This window comes from Odoribacter sp. N54.MGS-14 (assembly GCF_000980295.1).
Lineage (GTDB): Bacteria > Bacteroidota > Bacteroidia > Bacteroidales > Marinifilaceae > Odoribacter > Odoribacter splanchnicus.
Map to the genome: position 1 here is coordinate 1 of NZ_LARL01000008.1, position 24175 is coordinate 24175.

The following is a 24175-nucleotide window of genomic DNA, read 5'->3' on the forward strand; positions in this document are numbered from 1 at the left end:
CTTTCTCCTCCCTTTCCGCTACGCTCCAAGGACGGAGGAAGAGGGGGATGGTGTTGCACTTCTATCTTGACGGTAGCGGGTAAACGACATCATAAGTTATCTCAGGAGAATATTCAGGAACACTCAGATGGAAGTTTTAAATTTAGTACTGGTCTATTTGCAGAATCTTATGCATGCCGATGTGACTATTCATAAAGAGGAAACAGATCAGGTTTGGTTTAATGAAGCCCGGAGTATAAGTGACTTTAACAGTCATTTGATGATCGGGGAGATTATGTGCACTTCGTTTTTAGCGGATTGGGTCGAACGGGCCGGTAAAGATCCGGTGTTGATGAAAGTGATTATGGAACGCTTTAACCAGTTTAATCAATTGTATCGTTATGACGACAATTTTGGCTGGACCCATCGGTATCTGACAATCCGCGAGCAGGGAGCCCTGCTTGCCCTGAACGATTTGCCTGCAGTTACCCGGGAAACGATCGCCCGTTATCTGATTTTACAGCATACCTCCCTGGAACGTCAGCAAAAATTGTTTTATTGTCGCGAATCGTTTCTGAAACAGGAGTATAAATTGAGATTGACTCCGACAGAATTGTTGGAACTTTCGTTGTCTTTGCTGGCTTCCGGAAAATTGGAAGGTGATAGTAAAAGTGTCACACAAATCGGTACGGTGCGTTTTTTGGCCGATTGTCTGGGACTCGATTTCCCGGCTAATTATGATTCGCTGATGTACCAATTGAAGGAGAGAGAACAGCTGACTAAATTTATGGACGAATTACGCCAAAGCCTGATCGCTTATCTGCGAAAGAAAAATGGTTGATTGTAAGCTTTTGAGAATGAATAGGGGGGATATAGGGGAAAATTATGTGGCCGTACACTATGATAACGATTATACTTGTCGTATATTTTTGTATTATTATTACAGTAGTAGAATGACGACTGTAATTGCAATTCAAAGTCTGAGGAATATGGCCGGAATAAAACGACAAAAGCAAAATTCAACAATAACAGAGATACAGATTGTCTATCGTTATAGGGGGAAATGCAGGGAAACAGATTGGGAGGAAAAGGTGTTGAAGTGGTTACTTATAATTGCCTTGCTATGGTTATTCGATTGATTATTAAAATCCTGCGGGTAGGTTTTAGCCTGACCCGCAGGATTCGAAGTTTATTTTTCCAGCTCTTTCCAGACTAAAGCAGCAGCTCCGTAAATGGCGACATTCTTAGTCAGTTTAGAAGGTAAGATTTTGACTTTATTGCTATAAATCTTCAAAAGATTCATTTCCATATGATCTTTTACCGGTTCGAAAAGCAGGTCGCCGGCTTTGGCCAGGCCTCCCATCAGGAAGATGGCTTCTGGGCTGGTGATGGCAACGGCGTTGGCCAAAGCTTCACCCAGCATTTTTCCGGTATATTTGAAAGTATTGATAGCGATCATATCGCCTTTTTGTGCAGCTTCGCTTACGATTTTCGCATTCATTTCATTGAAAGGGATGGATCTCAATTCGCTCGGATAGTTATATTTAGCCATCATTTTATAAGCGGTGCGTTTTACTCCCGTGGCAGATACATAGGTCTCCAGACAACCGCTACGTCCGCAACCACATTGGCGGCCGTTGGGAGAAACGATGGTATGACCGAGTTCTCCGGCAAAGCCGTCGTGTCCGTAAACCAATTCGCCGTTGACTACGAATCCACTACCCAGACCGGTACCTAAAGTGACCATGATGAAATTTTTCATCCCTTGGGCACCGCCGTAAATCATTTCACCGATAGCTGCAGCTTTGGCGTCGTTGTTCAGATAAACCGGCAGTTCGGGATAGTATTCTTTCATCATATCGCACAAAGGAATGACATCGTGCCAAGGCAGGTTCGGTGCAAATTCGATCGCTCCTTTGAAGTAATTACCATTGGGTGCTCCGATTCCGATTCCTACAAAGTTGACTTCCTGGCGGATAGGATCCAGTACTTTTTCGATTTCCAGATATAATTCTTTCAGATAATCGTTGATATCTTCATGTTTAGCTGTCGGGATGTTCCCTTCTGTAAGGTAGTTCCCTTCTCTGTCGATAAAACCAAAAGCGGTGTTGGTACCACCGATGTCAATCCCTAAAGCGACGTCTTTTTTCATGATCTTGTGATTTAATTAGTAGTGCAAATATAGCCCTAATATTTAAAAATCAATTCTCCTCCCCGGACAATTTCAGCATGTTCGAGCTGGATATTGTCGATTCGTAACCCGTTCGGTTCTATTTTCCGGATAGGAACCTCTATGGAATGCCGGCCTTCGACTTTGAGGGTAAAAGTTTTTCCCTCTGTCGGTTTGCTCCGGATCTACCTGACCGTTGTATCCGGAAGTGCCGATGAACAGATTGACCGGAATATCCTGCCGGATATGGGCTGCAGACTGTAAAAAGGATTGCAACGATAGAAAATCAACTGATTTTCATGTCCGTGTTACTATTTCTGACGATTTATTTCCGGCATTGTTTTTAGCGTTATTCAAAAATTCTTTCGGGGGAACTCCGAATTGTTCTTTAAAACATTTCGTGAAATAAGAAGAAGAACTGAACCCGACCAATTCGTAGATTTCGTTGATCCGGTATTCCTGTTGTAAAAGCAATTCGGCAGCCATCTTCAAACGGATTGTCTTCAGGTAGTCGTTGGGCGACATACCTGAGATCCCTTTGATTTTCCGATAGAAATTCGAACGGCTCATACACATGATTTCTGCCAGTGTGTCGATAGAGAAAGTCGGTTCCTGCAGGTTCTTTTGAATTTCAGCATCCAGACGTTCGATAAATTCTTTGTCTTTGGGCGAAATAGCCATCGTTTCGGCTGTAACCAAAGGTGAAGAAGCGAAAAGCTTCCGTAGTTTCTGACGGTTTTGCAACAGATTGTCTATTTGAGTCTTCAAATGTTGTACAGAGAAAGGTTTTTCGATGTAAGCATCCGAGCCGTATTGAAGTCCTTTGATTTTATCGTCGGTCGTAGTCTTGGCGGTTAAAAGGATAACCGGAATGTGACAATATTGAGGGTTGTTCTTGATGCTTTCACACAGGCTGTAACCGTCCATCTCCGGCATCATGATATCGCTGACTACCAGATCGACGTTTGCTTCCTTTAGAATGACGAGTGCCTCTTTCCCGTTCCGGGCCATCAGGATGCGGTAATATTTATTCAATTGTTCGGCTGTCAGGCTCAGCAATTCGGTGTTGTCTTCTGTTAAAAGAATACTATAGCTGCCTTTCCCTTCAAGAGTCTGGAGTTCTTTGCCCGTATCGCTTACCGGAGAGGTCAACAGTTCCAGTTTTACCTGATCGTCTTCTTGGGTATTTTCTTGCAACAGAGGAATATGGATAATAAATGTAGTTTTCTGTGTTTGTTCGTCCAGATAAAGTCTGCCGCCATGTTTTTCTGCCAGCAACTTGGCTAAAGGCAGGCCGATTCCGGTTCCGCCCCGGCTGTTGTCCGTTTGATAGAAGATTTCAAAAATTCTTTTCCTGTCCGAACGGGGAATGCCCGGACCGTTGTCGGATACCCGGATCTCGAAATATTCCTGCTCGGTTTGTAATGTCACTTCGATCTTATCGTGGGCATATTTCAGGGCATTGCTCAAGAGATTGCTGATGATCTTTGTCAGTGCTTCTTCATCCGCACAGCCGATATAAGGAGTTACGGGCAATTGGACATCCAGGGCGATATTTTTTAACTGGGCTGCCGGGGCAAAACGACTTACTATGTTGTGAAGTAATTCGTTTAAATTGTATTTTCTCAGTTTGAGTTTGAATTCATTTGTCTCTGTTTTCCTGAAATCCAGCAGTTGGTTGATCAGGTTGAGTAAAAGGTCCGTGTTTTGATTCATGGTAGTGAGGTATTTCCTCGTCTCTTCATTGCCGTCGCCGGATTGGATAATACTTTCCAGAGGCATTTTGATCAAACTTAACGGAGTACGGATTTCATGGGCTACTTGAGTGAAAAAGTTTATTTTGGTTTGATAGGTTTCTTTTTCCTGTTGTTGTCTGTATTGTTTCAGTAATTCTTCGTGTTGCTTCTTCACCCGCTTGGACCAGGATCTGAAAGTCATAACTCCCAGGAATAAGATTAAAATGGTATAAAACAGATAAGCCCAGCTGCTTTTCCAGAAAGGGGGAAGAATCTGTAAACTGATCGAGGAACCTTCGGTATTCCATAAGCCGTCGTTGTTCGAACCTTTCACCCGAAAAACATAATCTCCCGGTTGGAGGTTGGTGTATGAGGCTTCATTTTTACCATCGGTATAGATCCATTCTTTATCGACTCCTTCCAGCATATAGGCATATTCATTCTTGTCCGGAGCCTGATAACTGAGGGAAGCAAAAGTAAAACTGAAGGTATTCTGATCGTAGGGCAGCGTAATCGCAGAAGTTTGAGTAATGGACCGGGATAAAGGGGAGTCAGGAGTATCGGGCCCTATTTCCTGATTGAAAAGGCTGAACCGGGTGATGACTACTTCCGGTATATAAGTATTTTCCCGGAAATCTTCGGGATAGAAACAGTTGAATCCGTTGATTCCGCCGAAATAGAGCTTGTCGTCGTGAGCATGCAGGGAAGAATGGAAATTGAACTGGTTACTTTGCAACCCGTCGGCTTGCGTATATAGTTTCCATTTCCGGGTCTGAGGATTGATCGATAATAATCCGGCATTTCCGGCTATCCATAAATTTCCGGCTTTATCTTCTTCGATGGCATAAACCACCGGATTAGGCAATACCTGGTTTTCCGGATCGAAAGAAGCAAAAGTTTCGGTGTCGTAATCGAATGTACACAAACCGGCTCCTTCTGTCCCGAACCAGATGTTCTGCCGGCTGTCTTCGAAAATGGTGATGATACTGTTACTGGTTACAGATCCTTTTTGGTCGGGGTTATAGTTGTAATGTGTCCAGCTCTTATCCGGGTAATGATAGCGGAAAAGGCCGGTATTATAAGTCGCAATCCACAGATTGTTTCTGCTGTCTTCCAGGATGTCGTAGATGTGGGAAGTGGTTCCGACATCGGTGATGAGTGAAAAATCCCCGGTGGATGAATTGTAACGGTTTAATCCCCAGGCTGTTCCGATCAGGATAGTACCTTCCCGGTCTTTGTATATGGAGTAAATACTGTTGTCACTGATGGTTCGGATATCTCCGCGCGTATGCTGATGATTGACGACCCGTCCGGTGGTAAGATCCAGGATGTCCAGGCCTCTTGAAAAAGTGCCTATCCATAATTTCGGGCCGTCGAGGAATAAAGCATGGATATTGTGATAGCTGATACTGGCTCCCCGGGCTCCCGGCAGATAGCTCTTAATCTGGTTTGTTTTCGTGTTCAAATAGTTCAAACCACCGTCTTCTGTAGCTATCCAGATATTTCCCTGTGCATCTTCACAAAATTCACTGATGGCTTTACCGGAGATAGATCCCGATTGATAACGGGGAAAATAAGATTGGAAAGGTTTCAGGTTACGGGGCAGATAATTCACCCCTCCCAGGTTGGTGGAAATCCAGATACCGCCTTCCCGGTCTTTGAAGATATTGAAAATAGACTGATCACTCAGACTTTTCGGATTCGAAGGATCGTCCATTCGTAAAAACTGGTGGGTCGTCCGGTTGAAAAGGTACAGCCCGTTGTCCGCTCCTACGAGTAATTCGGTATCCGAATACACAAGAATACTACGGATATTGGTCACATTGGTCGTGCCGAACTGAGTGGGGAAAGTATGTATTCGATTACTTTTCAAATCCAGCATGTTCAGGCTGTTGGTGCCGAGACTGAACCATAAGGTATCGTTGTAGTAATAAAGTGCATTGGTTTCGTTATTTTGCTCCGTAGTCTGGAGGTCGGGAGAAAAGGAACGTTTATAGATTCCGTTAGGGGCGAAACAAATGATTCCTTCCTGCCGGGTGCCGATGTACATATCCCCTGAACCGGAGGAGGTAATGGATTTGATAAAAGAAGAATGTTGTGTATTTTGAATCAGAGTGTTGGTCTGGGGAGTATAGATAAACAATCCCTGTCCGAAAGTAGCTATCCAGATTGAGCCGTCGTGGCTCTGCTCTATATCGTAAACATTACTACTGATTAATACTCCGTCTTCCGTTTTATTGTCGAAAAATTCAAACTCTTCCTGCTGTGAATTGAAAATGTATATTCCCCGGTTTGTACCTACCCAAAGATTTTGTCTTTCATCTTCGAAAATGGTCCGGACAATATTATTTCCCAAAGAAGTACTGTCTTTCGGGATGTGGCGGAAAATTTTGAAGTTTTTCCCGTCGAAACGGTTCAAACCGTCACTGGTACCGAACCACATAAAACCTTGATGATCCTGTATTGTATACCATACTGTATTGTGAGACAGTCCGTTTTCTACCTGATACTTGACAAAAGAAAATTGATTGTAAGCATAAGATAGTACGGAATGTAAAAGCACGAAAAACAAACTAAGTATGATTTTCATAGGTACATCTTAGTGGTTTAAAACTGTTTTTACAAAGTAAACAATTGATTTTGGATTCTGCAAGAGCAGGAAATTGTTCTCTATTTATTCTTTGATTTTTAGAGTCGGATATATTTAGTTAATCTGTTGGTATTTAGTAGATTATGTATTTTATACAAACGTGTGCATGGTCAGATTTTGTAAAAAAAAGAATAGAGATTGCTATTTTCCTTTAAAAAAAATAGATTACTTTGTAATATACAATAGCTGCAATAAAAATTAGTAAAAAGATGAAAAGAATAAAAAATGTATTGATTTTTTTTCTGGCTATGGTAATGCTAGGAGCTTGCCGGGATAAAAAGTCTGAAAAAAAAGAGGAGGAGAATATACAGCAAGAAAATACATTTGTAAATCCGCTGAAAACGGAAGGTGCTCAATGTTGGGCGAATTATTACGATGGTTGGTATTATTACATGCAGGAGGCGGTCGATCGGTTGGAATTGTGGCGTACCCGGGATATTACGGATTTGGAACATGCGGAGCATAAAGTGATCTGGATACCGAAAGATCCGTCTAATGCTCATCATCTGTGGGGACCTGAAATTCATCCCATTGCAGGCAAATGGTATGTGTATTATGCTGCTTCCGACGATAATATGGATAATCATCAATTATTCGTATTGGAGAATAGTTCGGCAGATCCTTTCGAAGGTGAATTCGAGTTGAAAGGACGGATCAGTACGGATAAGAATAACAATTGGGCGATCCATCCGAATGTCTTCGAACACCGGGGAGAATGGTATATGACCTGGTCCGGTTGGCAGTCCCGTCGGGTGAGTACCGAACACCAATGCATTTATATCGCTAAGATGAAAAATCCCTGGACCCTGGAATCCGACCGGGTTTTACTTTCGAAGCCCGAGTTCGAATGGGAACGCCAATGGATCAATCCGGATGGAAGTAAAACGGCATATACGATTTATGTGAACGAATCCCCTCAGTTTTATAAAAGCCGGAAAGGGGATAAGATTTTCATCTTTTATTCTGCCAGTGGTACCTGGACTTGTTTTTATGCGGTAGGAATGTTGATGGCCGATGCCGACAGCGATTTGCTGGATCCGGATTCCTGGACGAAATCAACCCGCCCTGTGTTTAAACAGTGTCCGGAAAATAAGGTATACGGACCGGGACATGTCAGTTTTATCCCTTCACCTGACGGGAAAGAGGATTATCTTTTATACGACGCCCGAAGTGTAGAAAACGACCCTGCCGGTTCCCGGGATTCCAGAACACCCCGTTTGCAAAAGATCGAATGGGATAAGGACGGAATACCTTATTTAGGTGTACCTCTACCGCTTTCTGTCCGCTTGAATAAACCTTCGGGTTTATGAGTGAACGTCGGGGGCGAAATATAGAATAAGTGTAGAATAATTTTGGAAATCAGAACCGTAGAGGTGTGGTTGTTCAGGGAGATGAATATACAAAATATGTTTTAAAAAATATAGAAAGATTGTATTTCTAACTTTTTTTTGAATATCTTTCGCCATCGTTTGATTGGTGTATTTTGAATTATAATTTTTACATATGGTAACAAGGAGAGATTTTATTAAGAAAAGCGGCTTGGCTATAGCTGCTGCGGCGATGAGTGGTTCCCCTTTGAAGGCTATGATGGGAAATAACGGACAGGGAAGCGGTGCTTCTGCAGCTGCCGACGGTTATGTATGCCAACGTCCGAAACCCGAAGAACGTCATTTTACTTCAAAGGCCGTTGAAGAAGTGATCGCCGGAACGAAAAAGAAATTGAAAGATCCGAAACTGGCCTGGATGTTTGAAAATTGTTTCCCGAATACATTGGATACTACTGTTAATTTTAAGATGATCGACGGTAAACCCGATACTTTCGTGATTACAGGAGATATCGATGCCATGTGGTTGAGGGATTCAGGAGCACAGGTGTGGCCATATGTAGCTTTGTGTAAGAAAGATGAACAATTACGTCTGTTGATTGCAGGAGTGATTAATCGGCAGACCAAGTTAATCCAGATCGACCGTTATGCCAACGGTTTTACTCATGGAGCGGAATCGAGCGAATGGGCGACCGACCTTACCGAGATGAAGCCGTATGTGCACGAACGGAAGTGGGAAATCGATTCCCTGTGCTATCCGATCCGGCTGGCTTATCAATATTGGAAAGTGACCGGTGATACCAGTGTTTTCGATCAGGAATGGAAAAAATCGATGGCGTTGGTGCTGCAAACGTTTAAGGAACAACAGCGGAAAGACGGACACGGACCTTATAAATTCCAACGGAAGACCGAACGACAACTGGATACCTTGAATAATGACGGTTGGGGAAACCCTGTCAATCCGGTGGGATTGATCGTTTCTTCTTTCCGGCCTTCGGATGATGCAACGACTTTCGGTTTCCTTATTCCTTCGAATATGTTTGCCGTTGCCTCATTGAAACAATTGGCCGAGATTTCGAATAAGGTGTCGGGTGACAGTACTTTTGCTTCACAGTGTATGGCTTTGGCCGACGAAGTGCAGGCCGCTATCCATAAATATGCTATCGTAAACCATCCGAAATATGGGAAAGTATATCCCTTCGAGATCGATGGCTTCGGTAACAACTACTTTATGGACGATGCCAATGTGCCTAGTTTGCTGGCGATGCCCTACCTGAAAACTATCTCTGCGAAAGATCCGGTTTACCGGAATACCCGTAAATTGGTCTGGAGTCAGGATAATCCTTTCTTTTTCAAAGGAAAAGCAGGCGAAGGAATCGGTGGCCCTCATATCGGTTACGATATGATTTGGCCGATGAGTATTATTATGCGTGCATTTACTGCGGACAATGACGGTGAAATACGTCAATGTATCCGGATGCTGAGAGATACAGACGGTGGTACCGGATTTATGCACGAATCTTTCCACAAAGATAATCCGACTAAATTCACCCGGCATTGGTTCGCCTGGACGAATACCTTGTTCGGGGAATTGATTGTGAACCTGGTGGAGAATAAAAAGATTTCACTACTGAATAATCTATAAAACCAAATACTTATCCCTGTATTCCGGTATAGGAAATAGGGGGATAAAATTTGAAACTACACTTAATTTTTAACAGAATGGAACAAAAGAACAAGTTTATTTACATCTTGCCCGTAATGTTCGGTTTTTTCATTATGGGATTCTGTGATTTGGTGGGGATTTCTGTAACTTATGCGAAGGAGCAGTTCCAGTGGACCGAAACACAAGCCGGCTTTTTGCCGTCAATGGTATTTTTGTGGTTTTTTATCTTGTCTGTACCTACAGCCATGTTAATGAACCGGATAGGACGAAAAAATACAGTATTATTGAGTATGCTGTTCACTTTCGCCGGCATGGTATTGCCTTTCATTGATTTCAGTGAAACCTCCTGTTATGTTGCGTTTGCCTTATTGGGAATCGGTAATACCATTCTGCAGGTATCTTTGAATCCGTTATTGGCGAACGTTGTACAGGGAAAAGGGTTGACCAGTAGTTTGACGGCAGGGCAGTTTGTAAAAGCCATTTCTTCCTTTGTCGGACCGCTTTTGGCTGGATATTGTTCGGCTGCTTTAGGAAACTGGGCGCTGATGTTCCCGATTTATGCCGTGGTTACTTTGATTTCCTCCGCTTGGTTGTTCCTGACTCCGATTCAGAGAGAGAAGGTCGAAGGAGAAACCTCCTCTTTTCCTGCAACTTTAAAATTGCTGGGAGATAATAAAATTTTATTGTTATTTTTTGGTATTTTGTGTGTCGTTGGCTTGGACGTGGGAATGAATACATTGACTCCGAAATTGTTACTCGAACGAGTTCCGGGGATTTCTACCGAAAGTGCAGGATACGGTACAAGTTGGTATTTTGCTGCACGTACGATAGGTACTTTTTGTGGTGCTTTCCTGTTGGCCAAATTATCTGAAAGAGGCTATTTCCGGATCAATATGATCATTGCTATGATTGCGGTTTGTGGGTTGTGGTTCGCTACCGGCCAGGCTGCAATTCTTACTTTGGTTTGTATTATCGCTTTCGCGGCTTCCAGTATCTTCGCCGTGGTTTATTCTATGGCTATTCAGGCACGTCCCGAAAAAGCGAACGAAATTTCCGGTTTGATGATTACGGGGGTTGCCGGTGGTGCTATCGCTCCTCCATTGATGGGGATCTGTGCCGATGCTGTCGGCGGACAAGGTGGTTCAGTTACTATTATTGCTATTTGTACTGCTTACCTGTTATTCTGTTCTTATGGAATTAAAGTAGCTAAGAAATAAGTTGAATATTATTGAATGGCTTTTAACTAAAAGTCCTGGAGAATTGAAGATTCTTCAGGACTTTTTATTTACAGGAGGAGTCTGCCGCTCTCTATTTTTTCTTCCGGCTTCTGCCTACCACTTGAATACTGAGTTCATATAGGAAATAGAGAGGTATAGAGACCAGTAATAAAGTGAAGACATCCGAAGTTGGGGTGATGATCGCTGCTATGACCAGGATACCCACTAAAGCATATTTCCGGTATTGTTTCAGCATGGGAGCGGTGATCAGTCCTAATTTAGACAAAAAATAAGCGATAATAGGGATTTCAAAAGCTGCTCCCAGCAATAACGAGAGCATGGTAAAACTGCTGATGTAGGAAGAGATCGATATTTTATTGACTACAAGTTCACTGACCTGATAGGTTGCCAAAAAACGGAAAGAAAGCGGAAAGATCACGAAATAATTGAGCAAGATGCCGGTAATAAATAGGAAAAACCCCGGAATCATAATTTTCAGGCAGGTTTTACGTTCGGCTTCATGTAGGGCCGGACTGATAAAACCGAACAACAAATAAATGATGTAAGGAGAAGCGAGCAACAAACCGGCATAAAACGCAGTGCTCATATGAATCATGAATTGTGAGGTCAACTGGATATTGATCAGCTCTACATGAAAGTCTTCTACTTGCAGGGAAGGCATGGAAAAATCGGCCGCCAGTCGGTTGAAAAAACGATAGAGAATAAAATCCGACTGCTGTGGAGCCAGGACGATATCGAAAAGTAATTCTTTATTCAGAAAAGCTATACAAGCCAAAAGGATAACGGCTATGGCAATACGAAAAAATACCTTTCTGAGTTCATCCAAATGATCCCAGAAAGTCATCTCTTTCTCATTTGCTTCCTGCATGCTTTTAAAAGTTGAGAATTACTTTTTATCGTTATTATCGGGATTCAAATCATTTTCAACGCCATTCATGCCGTCTTTGAAACTTTTTACTCCTTTCCCCAAACCTTTCATCAATTCAGGTATTTTCCGGCCTCCGAAAAGTAACAACACAATCAACGCAATAAAAAGAATTTCTTGTCCACCCAAACCAAAAATCAATAATCTTTCCATTTTTTAATTTATTTATCGCACAAATTTAATGATTTCTCCCGGATTTTTCTAAGCTTATGGTTATTTTAGAACTATTTTTGTTCATTACGAATAAGAGATCGTGATTCAATTGCTATACTCCATGCTAAAGTTTATGAAATAATTTTTGGGAGATATTGATTTTATTTCTATTTTTGCAATATATTTCAATTCCATCCGACTCTGTGCGGATGATTATACTTACAAATCAATAAAATCCATAGCATCATTTCTATGTATGACATTCTGGAACTAAATGACAAATTGCTGGCAGATTTGCGGCAGATTGCTAAAACGTTAAATATCAAAAGAGTAGAGTCTTATAAAAAACAAGAACTAATCTATAAAATATTGGATCAGCAGGCTTTAGTGGCTGCTCAGTCTGAACCTGTTGTAGAGCCTGCTGCTCCCGAAGCCGCTGCTCCGGTTGAAAAAAGAGAGAAAAAACCGAGAATCCGGGTAGTTCGTCCCGGAGTAGAGAAAGTAGGTGACTCTAAAGGTGGGGTACAAAAATTCGCCCGTCGCGAAGAGAAGAAAAAAGGAGAAGTAAAGAAGGAAGAGGTGAAAAGCGAAGAGATAAAGAACGAGGAACCGCTGCGTGAAGAAGTAAAAAAGGAAACTCTAAAACAGGAAGAACCTAAAAAAGAAGAACGCCGCCGCGAAGATTTCCGGCAGAATCAAAATAACCGCGAAGAAAAATGGAGCGGAGGACGTAAAGAATTTGCCCGGAAGCCTCAGAATAATCCCCCAAAAGAGCGGGCTAATCGTTTTGTACATGAGGATATCATAGAAAAAGATCTGGATTTCGGAGATGTGATCGAAGAAGAATTCGATAAAGAAAATTACGATTACCAAGGTGAACGCGAAAACGATACGATACAACCGGAATTAGTAGAAGTACAGGAAAACCGGTATGAGGAAAACCGTCAGGAACCTGCGATTGGAAATGGAAACGGAAATACTAATCCGAACCGGATGCGGTTTGATAAGCGCGATAAATATTATGAATTCGAAGGTATTATTCTGAATTCGGGTGTATTGGAAATTATGCCCGATGGATATGGCTTTTTGCGTTCCTCGGATTACAATTACCTTAACTCTCCCGATGATATCTATGTTTCGCAAAGCCAGATCAAGTTGTTCGGTTTGCAAACCGGAGATACCGTAGAAGGAACGGTACGGCCGCCGAAAGAAGGAGAGAAGTATTTTCCTTTGATCAAGGTGGAAAAAATAAACGGGAAAACTCCCGATGCAGTCCGGGATCGTATTCCTTTCGATCACCTGACTCCTCTGTTTCCGAATGAGAAATTCAATATTACCGGTAATGGAAAAGCTACCATTTCTACCCGAGTTGTAGATATGTTCGCTCCGATCGGTAAAGGACAGCGCGGTCTGATCGTCGCTCAGCCTAAAACCGGTAAAACCGTATTGCTGAAAGAGATTGCCAACGCGATCGCTGCGAATCACCCCGAAGTTTATCTGATCATCCTGTTGATCGATGAACGTCCTGAGGAAGTAACAGACATGGCACGGAGCGTAAGAGCCGAAGTCATTTCTTCTACTTTCGACGAACCGGCAGAAAGACACGTCAAGGTGGCCAATATCGTTTTGGAAAAAGCCAAAAGAATGGTGGAATGCGGACATGATGTGGTGATCCTGCTGGATTCTATCACCCGTTTGGCACGTGCTTACAATACGGTATCGCCCGCTTCCGGTAAAGTTCTTTCCGGTGGTGTAGATGCCAACGCTTTGCATAAACCGAAACGCTTCTTCGGAGCTGCCCGGAATATTGAGGGCGGTGGATCGCTGACTATTTTAGCTACGGCTTTGACCGAGACCGGCTCGAAGATGGACGATGTGATTTTCGAAGAATTTAAAGGTACCGGTAATATGGAATTGCAATTGGATCGTAAGCTTTCCAATAAACGGATTTATCCGGCTGTGGATATTACTGCTTCCAGCACTCGTCGCGAAGATTTGTTGCTCGAGGAATATACCCTCAACCGCATCTGGATTCTGAGAAACTACCTGACCGATATGAACTCTGTGGAAGCAATGCAGTTTGTGAAAGATCGGCTTGAAAAAACAAAATCGAACGAGGAATTCCTGATTTCGATGAATGATAAATAAGAAATTAATTTCAATACTTTTTTAAAAGTGCCGGGAGTTTTTTACTTCCGGCACTTCTATTTTTTGTGGAAAAATTCTTTTTTACTTTCAGATTGTAAGTCAAAATATACTCTTACAATAAAATATACTATTCTTATCGTTTTTTACTGCTCATTTGTATATTTGTAATAAGTCTAAATAGCACTTTGTTGATAAAATTGCAATCTCCAGATTGCAATATATTTATTTTTCTTCTATCTTTGTATGGCAAAATTGTAAGAATGAACAGTTTAGTATCGACACATATAGCTCTTTTACAGGATCGGGTATCTTCTATCCGGCGGGGATTGATGGACCGGATCGATCGGAATAGCCGTCTGATTGCGGTAAAAGGAAGCCGTGGAGTAGGAAAAACGAATTTTCTGCTGGATTACAGTAAAGAATATCATCCGCAGGATAATACCTGTCTGTATGTGAATGTCAACAATCTGTTTATCGTTAACGACGGATTGTTTCATTTTGTAGAGCATTTTTATAAGTTAGGAGGGAAAGTGTTGTTGTTGGATCAGGCCCATAAATACCCCGAGTGGGATAAAGAATTGAGGGCTTGTTACGATGCTTTCCCCGATTTGCAGATTATTTTTACGGCTTCATCAATCGTCAGGATCAAATCGAATGCCTATCTGAAAGGGATTGTCGATATGTATAATCTGAGTGGGTTGTCTTTCCGCGAATTTCTGGAATTAGAAACCAATCAGACTTTTCCGGTTTATTCTTTTGCAGATATGGTCGAACGGCATGAGGAAATCGTCGAGGATATCCTGAAACATGTACGCCCTTTGGCTTATTTTAATAATTATCTGGAATACGGCTATTATCCGATTTATCTCGAAGAGAAATCACACATCGATTATTTGCTGAAAAATATCAATCTGACACTGGAATTCGATATTCCCTATGCCAGCCAGATCGAGTTGAAATATTTAGTGAAGTTGAAACAATTGCTGTATATCGCTGCTAAAGATAATACCTGTAATGTGAATATCAGCAAGTTGAGCGGACTGATCGGCGTGTCGAGGGCTACTGTGCTCAATTATCTGAATTACATGAAAAATGCGCGTTTGCTGACTTTATTGTATGATACGGATAATGACGATGATTGTGGGAAAAAGCCAAAAAAATTGTATATCCATAATCCGAACTTGCTGAATGCAGTCTGTCTGGAGGATGTGGATACGACTGTGTTAAGAAAATCGTTTTTTCTGAGTCAGTTATGTCCGATGAGCCGTATTACTTATACCGAACGTGCCGATTTTTTGGTAGACGGTAAGTATCGGATTGCGGTTTGCGGAGAAGGGGAAGGACAGAAATTCGATTCCTCTTTGGTAGTTATGGAAGACATGATCGAACGGGGCAAAGGGAATATAATGCCGCTTTGGTTGGCGGGGTTTACTTATTAAGGTTAAAAGCTATAGGCTGAGGGCTGGAATAAATATAGAGTAATAACAAGATAAATTGGACACCGGAAAAGGGGTTCAATTTGGAATTAAATAAATTTAATTTTATAACGATGGCAAAAGAGAAAAAATTTATCACTTGTGATGGTAACGCTGCTGCTGCACATATTGCGTATATGTTCAGTGAAGTATCGTGTATCTACCCGATCACTCCATCTTCACCGATGGCTGAGAACGTTGACGAATGGGCGGCTAAAGGAAGAAAGAATATGTTCGGGGAAACCGTTCGTGTCATTGAGATGCAGTCTGAAGGCGGTGCTGCCGGTGCTGTTCATGGTTCACTGCAAGCCGGTGCCCTGACTACTACCTATACCGCATCACAGGGATTGTTGCTGATGATTCCGAATATGTATAAGATTGCCGGAGAATTGTTGCCTTGCGTATTTCATGTAAGTGCGCGTGCTTTGGCTGCTCATGCATTGAATATTTTCGGAGATCATGCCGATGTATATGCTGCTCGTCAGACCGGATTCGCTATGTTGGCTTCAGGTTCTGTACAGGAGGTAATGGATCTGTCTGCCGTTTCTCACCTGACAGCTATCAAATCACGGGTTCCGTTTGTGAACTTCTTCGATGGTTTCCGTACTTCTCACGAAATCCAGAAGATCGAAGAATTGCAGATGGAAGATATCAAAGGATTGGTGGATATGGATGCTTTGCAGGCTTTCCGCGATCGTGCACTGAATTCTGAAAATCCGGTTACCCGGGGAACAGCTCAGAATCCCGATATCTATTTCCAGGGACGTGAAGCTTCGAATAAATTCTATGATGCCGTACCGGATATGGTGGCTGACTATATGGATAAGATCAGTGCGATCACCGGTCGTAAATATCGTCCGTTCGATTACTATGGAGCTGCCGATGCAGAAAATATCATCATCGCTATGGGATCGGTTACCGAGACTATCCGTGAGGTGATCGACTATGAGAATGCAAACGGTCAGAAAGTGGGTATGATTGCAGTTCACCTGTATCGCCCGTTCTCTGCTAAATATTTTATGGAAGCTGTTCCGGCTACGGTTAAACGGATTACAGTGTTAGACCGTACCAAAGAACCGGGAGCTAACGGTGATCCTTTGTATCTGGATGTGAGAGATATCTTCTATGGTCAGGCTAATGCTCCGGTGATCGTAGGTGGACGTTACGGTATGGGATCTAAGGATGTTACTCCTTCTCAGATTATTGCCGTTTACAAAAATATGGAACGTAACGAACCGAAAAACCAGTTTACGATCGGTATCGAAGATGACGTTACCTTCCGTTCTCTGCCTGCTGAAGCAGATGTTAAAATGACTCCTGCCGGAACTTATGAAGCTAAATTTTATGGGCTGGGATCCGATGGTACGGTCGGGGCGAACAAAAATTCGATCAAAATTATCGGTGGAGCTACCAATAAATATTGTCAGGCTTATTTTGCTTACGATTCAAAGAAATCAGGCGGTTTTACGGCTTCTCACCTGCGTTTCGGTGATTGTCCGATCCGTTCTACTTATTTGATTACTACTCCTGATTTCGTGGCTTGTCACGTACCTGCATACATCCATATGTACGATGTATTGAAAGGACTTCAGAAAGGTGGCTCTTTCCTGTTGAACTCTATCTGGGATGAGGAAGAGACTAAAAAACACCTGCCGAACCATATGAAACGCTATCTGGCAGAAAACGAGATCAATTTTTATATCATCAACGGAACGAAGATCGGCCAGGAATTAGGGTTGGGCAACCGTACGAATACCATCATGCAGAGTGCATTCTTCAAAATTACCAATGTTATTCCTTATGAAGTGGCTGTCAGCGAAATGAAACACGCTATCGACAAGTCATACGGTAAGAAAGGTGAGGCCATTGTCAATATGAACTATGCAGCTGTTGACGCAGGAGGTAAAGAAGGTAACCTGATAAAGGTAACTGTTCCTGCCGAATGGAAGAACCTGCCGGATGATGAGATCAAACACGATGAAAACCGTCCGGAATTTATCCGCAATATCGTCGATGTGATGAATGCACAGAAAGGGGATGACCTGCCTGTCAGCGCATTCAACGGTTATGAAGACGGTACTTTCCCTGCCGGAACCGCTAAATTTGAAAAACGCGGAATTGCTGTAAACGTGCCCGAATGGCAGGTAGAAAACTGTATTCAGTGTAACCAGTGTGCTTATGTTTGTCCTCATGCTGCTATCCGTCCGTTCCTGATGAGCGACGAAGAGCTGGCTGCAGCTCCTGCAGGTACTCAGGCTAAACCGGCTATCGGTAAAGAATTGGCCGGTTATAAATTCCGGATTCAGGTATCTCCGCTCGACTGTACCGGTTGCGGTAACTGTGCCGATGTATGTCCGGCCAAGACCAAAGCTTTGGTGATGAGACCGCTGGAATCTCAGATGGTGGAAGAAAACCGCTGGGAATATATGGATAAAAAAGTAGGATACAAGAAAGTAGTTGAACCGAATAATGTGAAAAATTCACAGTTCACTCAGCCGTTGTTCGAGTTCTCCGGTGCTTGTGCCGGTTGTGGTGAAACTCCTTATATCAAACTGATTTCTCAGTTGTTCGGAGAACGGATGATGGTGGCCAATGCTACCGGATGTTCCTCTATCTATGGAGGTTCTGCTCCTTCTACTCCTTATTGTACCAACTATGAGAGCGGACGTGGACCGGCCTGGGCGAACTCATTGTTCGAAGACAATGCTGAATTCGGATTCGGTATGGCCGAAGGGGCTAATCGTCTGCGCGAACGGGTAAAACGGTTGGCTGAAGAAAATCTGAATAGCTTCTCTGCCGATACTCAGGCGGCTATCAATGCCTGGATCGAAGCTTACGAAGACGGCGACAAGACCCTGGCTACCAGCGATGCGATGGCTGCTGCTTTAGCTAAAGAAACAGCTCCTGCCGCTAAAGAGCTCCTGATCCTGAAAAACTACTTTACGAAGAAATCACAGTGGATTTTCGGAGGTGACGGATGGGCTTATGATATCGGTTACGGTGGTGTCGACCATGTCTTGGCCAGCGGTAAAGATGTAAATATTCTGGTGGTAGATACCGAGGTTTATTCCAATACCGGAGGTCAGTCGTCTAAATCTACTCCTGCAGGTGCTGTTGCTAAATTTGCTGCCAGCGGTAAACGGGTGCGTAAAAAAGACCTGGGTATGATGGCGATGTCTTATGGTTATGTATATGTGGCACAGGTGGCCATGGGTGCCAACCAGGCTCAGTATATGAAGGCGATCAAGGAAGCAGAGGCTTATCCCGGACCTTCTTTGATCATCGCTTATGCTCCTTGTATCAATCATGGTCTGAAAGCCAGCATGGGGAAATCACAACAGGAAGAGAAGAAAGCTGTAGAATGTGGTTACTGGCAGTTGTACCGCTACAATCCGATGCTTGAAATAGAAGGGAAGAACCCGTTCCAGTTAGATTCTAAAGAACCCGACTATACAAAATTCCGTGAATTCCTGATGGGAGAGGTGCGTTTCAACTCCCTGATGAAAGCTACTCCGGAAGAAGCAGAACGGTTGTTCCAGGCAACGGAAAACGATGCGAAATGGAAACTGAACGGCTACAAACGTTTGGCTGCTATGGAATACGGTAAGTAAATCCGGGCGAGCCTGTTTATAAGAAAGAGGTGTTGGAATCGACAAGTCGATTTCGACACCTTTCTTTTTTATTTTTCATTATATATATTATATATTTGTAATCCCTCTATTCTGTGTCCGGCCTTGTCAAAGTGAGTATTTATTTTGCGGAATGGTAGGGATACCATTGGTTCGGCGGTGGTGAAAGACGGGATGTTCGGGTTCGAGGGGCAAGTTTCAGAACCGTTTTACGGGTATATTTCCATTGAAAAGAAAGACGGAGAGTGGGGAGGTAAAGCCTTTAGCCTGTTTGTCGAGAATTCGGATATCCGGATCAATGGAGGGAAGATTTGTTTAAAGTACGAATCACAGGATCACAGTCGGAAGACCTGTATAATATTTAGGTAACAGATAGATTCCTTGTATGAAGAGCGGAATGAATTGTATACGAGATGTGGAGCGTATATTCGGGATATTTATACGAAGGTGTATTTTCGGAAAAATGTATCGCTCCGGGGATCGAAGTGGAAAAACAAAGTCAGGTTTTGGAAGAAAAGCTGGCCGAGCGTTGTAAGTTGGCCAAAGGAAGGCCCTGCGTCGACTTCAAAGTGGTGGATGTGAACGGAAAAGAGGGGATGTTTTCCGATTATGTGAAGTCGGGTAAGTATAATATGCTGGAAGTATGGGCGTGTGGCCATTGCCGGGTGGTAATTCCACACTGAACCTCGATCTGCTGCTGGAAACGCTTTACGGTGAATGATGCCGGTAAGGTATTTGTAAGGGGGGTGACGGGTTTGTCGTTCCCTGTTTAATTATAAATTCAGAAAATATGAGAACGTTTTGTTGTGTATTCTTGTTTTTCTTTTTATGTGCGGGAGGATATGCCCGGAAAAATACTCCTGCCGGACAGATTTTCTGGACAAAGCCCTGTTTACAAAGCCTGACGGGAAATGGAATTACGGTCAGCTGGCTGACTCATGTACCGGTATACAGCTGGGTGGAATACGGTACGGATACACTGGAGTTGAAGAAAGCCCGGACGATGCTCGACGGACAAGTAGTCTGTAACAATTACATCCATAAAATCCGACTGGAAAATTTGGAAGCGGGCGAGACCTATTATTACCGGGTTTGTTCCCGGGAAATCCTGAAGTATGGAGCTTATAGTAAAATTTTCGGCCATACAGCAGTTTCGCCGTTTTATTCTTTTCGGGTACCCGGTGAACGGGAGACCGATTTCACGGCTCTTATTTTCAATGATATTCATCAGGAATTTCCGACTATGGCCGCCTTGTGCAAACAGATCGAAGAAGTAGATTATGATTTTGTAATTTTTAATGGTGATATGCTCGATGCTCCGGGGTGTGAAGAAGAGGTCGTGGAAGCGTTCTCATTTTATCAAGGACAAGTGAGGGCAGAGGAAAAACCGGTGTTTTATTTACGCGGGAATCATGAAATCCGGAATGCGTATTCCCTTCATTTAAGACGGTTGTTATACTATATGGGAGATAAAACCTACGGTGCTTTTAATTGGGGAGATACCCGGTTCGTTCTGCTCGATTGCGGAGAAGACAAAACGGATGACCATTGGGTGTATTACGGATTGAACGATTTCAGTGGCTTTAGAGATGAACAGACAGAATTTTTGCGGCGGGAATTGCATTCGAAAGCCTTTCGGCAGGCCGGGAAAAAAGTGTTGGTGCATCATATTCCGCTTTGGGGAAACGAGACCGATTACACGCCTTGCCGGGAATTATGGGGCGATTTGCTGAAAAAAAATCCTGTCGATGTATCGTTGAATGCACATACCCACGTCTATGCTTACCATCCGGCCGGCAGTCTGGGTAATCCTTGCCCCGTAGTGGTCGGTGGAGGGTATGAATTGGACGAAGCCACCGTCATGATGTTAACCAGGAAAGGAGATATGTTGAAATTGAAAGTGTTGGATACGAAAGGACACATTTTGCAAGAACTTGAATTGTAGACGATTACTTAAAAATGGAAAAGCTTCTCGTATTTATATGTATTTTTATGAGATAAATGAGGTAAAAGCGACGTGTGGTGATTCCTGGATAACCGATCAGGAGGAAGCTTTGTTTTTATCTGTGTATGAATGGATAATCTGGATAGATTAATTGAGAAATTCTTTTATTTTTTGTAATAGAGTTTGTGCTTTTATCGGTTTTGACAAATAACCGTTGAAACCGTTTTCCAGAATTCTTTTTTCATCTTCGGTGAAAGCATAAGCCGTTACGGCGATAATGGGAATATCGGCCGATGATTTACGAATTTCCGAAGTGGCTTCATACCCATTCATTTCGGGCATCTTGATATCCATCAAAATAAGCTGAGGATGATGGCTTTGGAAAAACGCTACGGCTTCTCGTCCGTTTTGCGCATGAATCAAGCGATAGGTATGCTTTAAAAGGATCTCGATCAACAGATAATTACTCGCATTATCCTCTGCTACAAGAATTAAAGGCCTATCGTCAATGACATCTCCCATATAGATTTTATATCCTAAGTGCTTAAAAAGTGGTGAAAATAATCACAAAGTCAAAGGTACGATTAACCGGATAATAAATTCTTCGAAATAAAAAACGAAAAGTACAACGTGAAAAATAATTTTTGCATTGATTATGAATGATTTATCAAAAATGATTCCCGGTTAAAATAAGATGTAAAATTTATTTTTTAATGTTTGATTGTATCCAATTTAATCGTACGTTTTATTCATTCGGAAATTCTTGAAAAAGAAAGAATTGTATGGGAGAAGATGAAAGAATTTTGATCCGTAATTTCTTGCATAGTGCCCGTTTACCGGGGGAAGGATGTGTCAGTTTTGAATCCGTACATCGGGTATTATAAGGCGGCAGCGATAGCGCAAAAAGCCCACCGCGAAGGAATTACCTTGCGGCAGGCTGCGATCGGGTCGGGTGAGGTTACGGCAGAGGAGTTCGATCGCTGGGGCGACCCGGCCCGGATGGTGGGGGAAAGCTAATCGACGGCTTCCACACGGATGGCATCGACGTATAGCCCTTTACCTTCGACCGGATCCATGTAATTACGGATTTCTACCCGGAGCTTGGTGGCGTCCGCCGGTGCCCGGAATACTTTTCCGGCATAGGCATCGATATAGCCCGAAGTCTCGTATTGGTAACTCGGAGAATGAAGGGCGTCCGAAGGCAGGTTTTTACTGCCTTTCATCCAGGTACACCAGCTGCGCCATTTGACCTCGTGAGCGGGTGCATTGACGTACATCTTCAATTGGTAACATTGACCACCCGTCACAGGAATGTCCTGATAGAGGTAAGTTTTACCTTCTATTCTTACCGCTTTACTTCCCTCCTGGGTCGGAGAGGTGACGCTGACTATCCGGGGAGTATATTCTTTACTGGAAACATCTGCATTCCAGTGATCGGGAAGATCGTCAATAAAATCGCTTTCAAAGCTTCCGTTTAGAACGAGGTTCGTTCCATTGCCTACGCCTGTACAGGGACCTTGGGGCTTGTCGACTTCCCAATCCGCTTCCTGCAGGATCGTTTCATCCCAATCTGCGAGTCGGGTGGTGATATCCAACTCGCTGGTGGCAGCCGGGTCTTTGAAAATGGCTTTGATCTCCGTTATCCGGTTGGCTAATATGGATTCGATGGGATGCTCCGGAGTGACAAATACCATTGAATTGGAAGAAAGGGTCAGAATAGCCTTTTCTTTTGGGGGAAATACCAGCAAAGTCGTCACCGAAGTACCGTTCTCGTCCGGTAAACCGATATTTTTAGTGATAGAACAATCGCCTTTATATTCTCCGGTCAGACTCATCTTTTGAGAGATATTACTTAGATTGATTTGTAAATCGGTTAACCATTCGGGAATATTCTCGATGGTCACTCTCAACATTCCGACTTTTCGGTTGAGGTCGAAAACGGCGCTGTTGTCGCCGTCCTGGGCCACGGTGAAATCACTTTGCCCGAGTAGATGATCTCCGGTTTCTGTTTTACCCGATTTCAGGAATATTTCGCCGGGCGGAAGATTATCGGTATATTCCCAATTTTCGGTTTCTTCGGCATTTGTAACGCAATAGCCGGTATATGTGCCGGGAAAAAGCTTCAGGTGAAGGACATTGTTGTCCTCTTTTTCGGGATTGACACTGTACCGGCTCATGCTGGAATGAACCTGATCGTAAACAAAAAACTGATACACTGAGGGAGAAGCTGTAATGCCGGACAGGCTACGTGTTCTGACATACATGGCGACATCTTGTTTGTCACCGTCACCAGGCCAGGGGTCCATCGAATGATGACAACCGACAGCCATAACTACCGCTAAGATATAAATCATGCGTTTCATGGTGAAAAATTTTTAATGAAATAATTAAAACAAGCAGCATTCAGGAGAGAAGAATGCAAGGAGTACAACCACTATAAAATTAAAGAAATTAGATAAAATAACCAAATTATAATTGATAAATCTGTTTGAAAAACAGGATATAATTCAAATTGAAGTGGAGATGACAATGATAAGCTATAACATGTAAGCAAGAAGAAATAAAAAAATAAGTATATGGATGTGTTAATATGTAAAAATCCACAGGATTCCGTTTCCGGAGTACTGTGGATTTTAAGCGATCATAAAAGGTTCTAATCTAATTCTTTCAGTATTTTTTCTACGTCACCCGGAACAACGCGTCCGAATACTTTTTCGCCGATCAACACGACGGGAGCCAGGCCGCAAGCCCCGACACAACGCAGACTGGACAAAGAGTATTTACCGTCGGGAGTCGTTTCGCCTACATTGATATTCAATATCCGTTTAAATTCATCCAGTACTTTTTCAGCTCCCCGGACATAACAAGCGGTTCCCATACATACGGAAATCGGATGTTCACCTTTGGGGGTCATAGTAAAGAATGAATAAAAGGTGACTACTCCATATACCTTAGATACCGGAATATTCAGCTTGTCGGCAACAATCCGTTGTACTTCTGCCGGAAGATATCCGAAAAGATGCTGTGCTTTATGTAAGACATTGATCAGTTCTCCCGGCTGATTTCCATGAGCATCACAGATTTCGAGTAACTTGTCTATTTTATGCTGAGGTAATTGTATTTCGCTCATAGTTTT

17 protein-coding genes and 2 pseudogenes are annotated in these 24175 nt (G+C 43.0%); 12 read left to right on the top strand and 7 right to left on the bottom strand.

The window, feature by feature from the left end; all coding sequences use genetic code 11:
* Positions 1-127 precede the first annotated feature (127 nt).
* Positions 128-820, top strand: a complete 693-nt coding sequence (locus WS42_RS02990) for a hypothetical protein (RefSeq protein ID WP_022161003.1) — start codon at positions 128-130, stop codon at positions 818-820.
* A gap of 348 nt (positions 821-1168) precedes the next feature.
* On the opposite strand, the gene WS42_RS03000 is transcribed toward WS42_RS02990, so the two are convergent.
* A complete protein-coding gene (locus WS42_RS03000) occupies positions 1169-2131 on the bottom strand; it encodes an ROK family protein (RefSeq protein WP_013610524.1) in 963 nt (320 codons plus the stop codon).
* A 141-nt stretch (positions 2132-2272) separates the two neighbouring features.
* On the opposite strand from WS42_RS03000, the gene WS42_RS15255 reads away from it, so the two are divergent.
* Positions 2273-2413, top strand: coding sequence for a hypothetical protein (locus WS42_RS15255; protein ID WP_162613235.1), 141 nt, complete (start codon positions 2273-2275; stop codon positions 2411-2413).
* Between the two features lie 33 nt (positions 2414-2446).
* Here WS42_RS15255 and WS42_RS03005 read toward each other — a convergent pair whose 3' ends face one another.
* On the bottom strand, positions 2447-6475 hold the full coding sequence (locus WS42_RS03005) for a hybrid sensor histidine kinase/response regulator (RefSeq protein WP_022161002.1): 4029 nt from the start codon (positions 6473-6475) through the stop codon (positions 2447-2449).
* Between the two features lie 269 nt (positions 6476-6744).
* Here WS42_RS03005 and WS42_RS03010 point away from each other — a divergent pair, with 269 nt between their 5' ends.
* The 3 genes from WS42_RS03010 (at position 6745) to WS42_RS03020 (ending at position 10743) form a co-directional block, all read left to right on the top strand.
* On the top strand, positions 6745-7845 hold the full coding sequence (locus WS42_RS03010; protein WP_013610526.1) for a glycoside hydrolase family 43 protein: 1101 nt from the start codon (positions 6745-6747) through the stop codon (positions 7843-7845).
* A gap of 193 nt (positions 7846-8038) precedes the next feature.
* On the top strand, positions 8039-9505 hold the full coding sequence (locus tag WS42_RS03015; protein WP_013610527.1) for a glycoside hydrolase family 125 protein: 1467 nt from the start codon (positions 8039-8041) through the stop codon (positions 9503-9505).
* A 77-nt stretch (positions 9506-9582) separates the two neighbouring features.
* A complete protein-coding gene (locus WS42_RS03020) occupies positions 9583-10743 on the top strand; it encodes an MFS transporter (RefSeq protein WP_013610528.1) in 1161 nt (386 codons plus the stop codon).
* 91 nt (positions 10744-10834) lie between these two features.
* Here the strand turns inward: WS42_RS03020 and tatC are convergent, their stop codons facing one another.
* On the bottom strand, positions 10835-11632 hold the full coding sequence (gene tatC, locus WS42_RS03025) for a twin-arginine translocase subunit TatC (protein ID WP_013610529.1): 798 nt from the start codon (positions 11630-11632) through the stop codon (positions 10835-10837).
* 18 nt (positions 11633-11650) lie between these two features.
* A complete protein-coding gene (locus tag WS42_RS03030) occupies positions 11651-11842 on the bottom strand; it encodes a Sec-independent protein translocase subunit TatA/TatB (RefSeq protein ID WP_013610530.1) in 192 nt (63 codons plus the stop codon).
* A gap of 252 nt (positions 11843-12094) precedes the next feature.
* Between WS42_RS03030 and rho the strand changes: the two genes are divergently transcribed.
* The 6 genes and pseudogenes from rho to WS42_RS03060 form a co-directional block, all read left to right on the top strand.
* On the top strand, positions 12095-13990 hold the full coding sequence (gene rho, locus WS42_RS03035; protein WP_013610531.1) for a transcription termination factor Rho: 1896 nt from the start codon (positions 12095-12097) through the stop codon (positions 13988-13990).
* Between the two features lie 260 nt (positions 13991-14250).
* On the top strand, positions 14251-15429 hold the full coding sequence (locus WS42_RS03040) for an ATP-binding protein (protein WP_013610533.1): 1179 nt from the start codon (positions 14251-14253) through the stop codon (positions 15427-15429).
* A 110-nt stretch (positions 15430-15539) separates the two neighbouring features.
* Positions 15540-19076 (top strand): pyruvate:ferredoxin (flavodoxin) oxidoreductase, encoded by a 3537-nt coding sequence (gene nifJ, locus WS42_RS03045; RefSeq protein ID WP_022160956.1) that lies wholly within the window; start codon positions 15540-15542, stop codon positions 19074-19076.
* Between the two features lie 144 nt (positions 19077-19220).
* Positions 19221-19463, top strand: a complete 243-nt coding sequence (locus WS42_RS15745) for a DUF4369 domain-containing protein (protein WP_041556217.1) — start codon at positions 19221-19223, stop codon at positions 19461-19463.
* A gap of 44 nt (positions 19464-19507) precedes the next feature.
* Positions 19508-19777 carry a TlpA family protein disulfide reductase gene (locus WS42_RS03055; RefSeq protein ID WP_022160955.1) on the top strand — a complete coding sequence of 90 codons (270 nt, stop codon included), beginning with the start codon at positions 19508-19510 and terminating at the stop codon, positions 19775-19777.
* Between the two features lie 185 nt (positions 19778-19962).
* Positions 19963-21039: pseudogene (locus tag WS42_RS03060) on the top strand (purple acid phosphatase family protein); the annotation flags it as partial.
* A 147-nt stretch (positions 21040-21186) separates the two neighbouring features.
* On the opposite strand, the pseudogene WS42_RS03065 reads toward WS42_RS03060, so the two are convergent.
* Positions 21187-21531 (bottom strand): annotated as a pseudogene (locus WS42_RS03065) (response regulator); the annotation flags it as partial.
* A 357-nt stretch (positions 21532-21888) separates the two neighbouring features.
* On the opposite strand from WS42_RS03065, the gene WS42_RS03070 reads away from it, so the two are divergent.
* A complete protein-coding gene (locus tag WS42_RS03070; protein WP_233433991.1) occupies positions 21889-22056 on the top strand; it encodes a hypothetical protein in 168 nt (55 codons plus the stop codon).
* Here WS42_RS03070 and WS42_RS03075 read toward each other — a convergent pair.
* The gene (locus WS42_RS03075; protein ID WP_022160951.1) at positions 22053-23402 is read right to left on the bottom strand and encodes a carbohydrate binding domain-containing protein; all 1350 of its coding nucleotides are present in this window, start codon (positions 23400-23402) and stop codon (positions 22053-22055) included. The genes WS42_RS03070 and WS42_RS03075 overlap by 4 nt on opposite strands.
* A 290-nt stretch (positions 23403-23692) precedes the next feature.
* Positions 23693-24169, bottom strand: a complete 477-nt coding sequence (locus tag WS42_RS03080) for an NADH-quinone oxidoreductase subunit NuoE family protein (protein WP_013610539.1) — start codon at positions 24167-24169, stop codon at positions 23693-23695.
* Between the last annotated feature and the right edge of the window lie 6 nt (positions 24170-24175).

Excerpts from the sequence above, each read along its gene's own strand:
- WS42_RS03040 (WP_013610533.1), top strand. The coding sequence starts at position 14,251 with ATGAACAGTTTAGTATCGACACATATAGCTCTTTTACAGGATCGGGTA.
- WS42_RS03055 (WP_022160955.1), top strand. The coding sequence starts at position 19,508 with ATGTGGAGCGTATATTCGGGATATTTATACGAAGGTGTATTTTCGGAA.
- WS42_RS03030 (WP_013610530.1), bottom strand. The coding sequence starts at position 11,842 with ATGGAAAGATTATTGATTTTTGGTTTGGGTGGACAAGAAATTCTTTTT.
- WS42_RS15255 (WP_162613235.1), top strand. The coding sequence starts at position 2,273 with ATGGAATGCCGGCCTTCGACTTTGAGGGTAAAAGTTTTTCCCTCTGTC.
- rho (WP_013610531.1), top strand. The coding sequence starts at position 12,095 with ATGTATGACATTCTGGAACTAAATGACAAATTGCTGGCAGATTTGCGG.
- WS42_RS03010 (WP_013610526.1), top strand. The coding sequence starts at position 6,745 with ATGAAAAGAATAAAAAATGTATTGATTTTTTTTCTGGCTATGGTAATG.
- WS42_RS03015 (WP_013610527.1), top strand. The coding sequence starts at position 8,039 with ATGGTAACAAGGAGAGATTTTATTAAGAAAAGCGGCTTGGCTATAGCT.
- WS42_RS03000 (WP_013610524.1), bottom strand. The coding sequence starts at position 2,131 with ATGAAAAAAGACGTCGCTTTAGGGATTGACATCGGTGGTACCAACACC.
- WS42_RS03075 (WP_022160951.1), bottom strand. The coding sequence starts at position 23,402 with ATGAAACGCATGATTTATATCTTAGCGGTAGTTATGGCTGTCGGTTGT.
- WS42_RS02990 (WP_022161003.1), top strand. The coding sequence starts at position 128 with ATGGAAGTTTTAAATTTAGTACTGGTCTATTTGCAGAATCTTATGCAT.
- tatC (WP_013610529.1), bottom strand. The coding sequence starts at position 11,632 with ATGCAGGAAGCAAATGAGAAAGAGATGACTTTCTGGGATCATTTGGAT.
- WS42_RS03020 (WP_013610528.1), top strand. The coding sequence starts at position 9,583 with ATGGAACAAAAGAACAAGTTTATTTACATCTTGCCCGTAATGTTCGGT.
- nifJ (WP_022160956.1), top strand. The coding sequence starts at position 15,540 with ATGGCAAAAGAGAAAAAATTTATCACTTGTGATGGTAACGCTGCTGCT.
- WS42_RS03005 (WP_022161002.1), bottom strand. The coding sequence starts at position 6,475 with ATGAAAATCATACTTAGTTTGTTTTTCGTGCTTTTACATTCCGTACTA.
- WS42_RS03080 (WP_013610539.1), bottom strand. The coding sequence starts at position 24,169 with ATGAGCGAAATACAATTACCTCAGCATAAAATAGACAAGTTACTCGAA.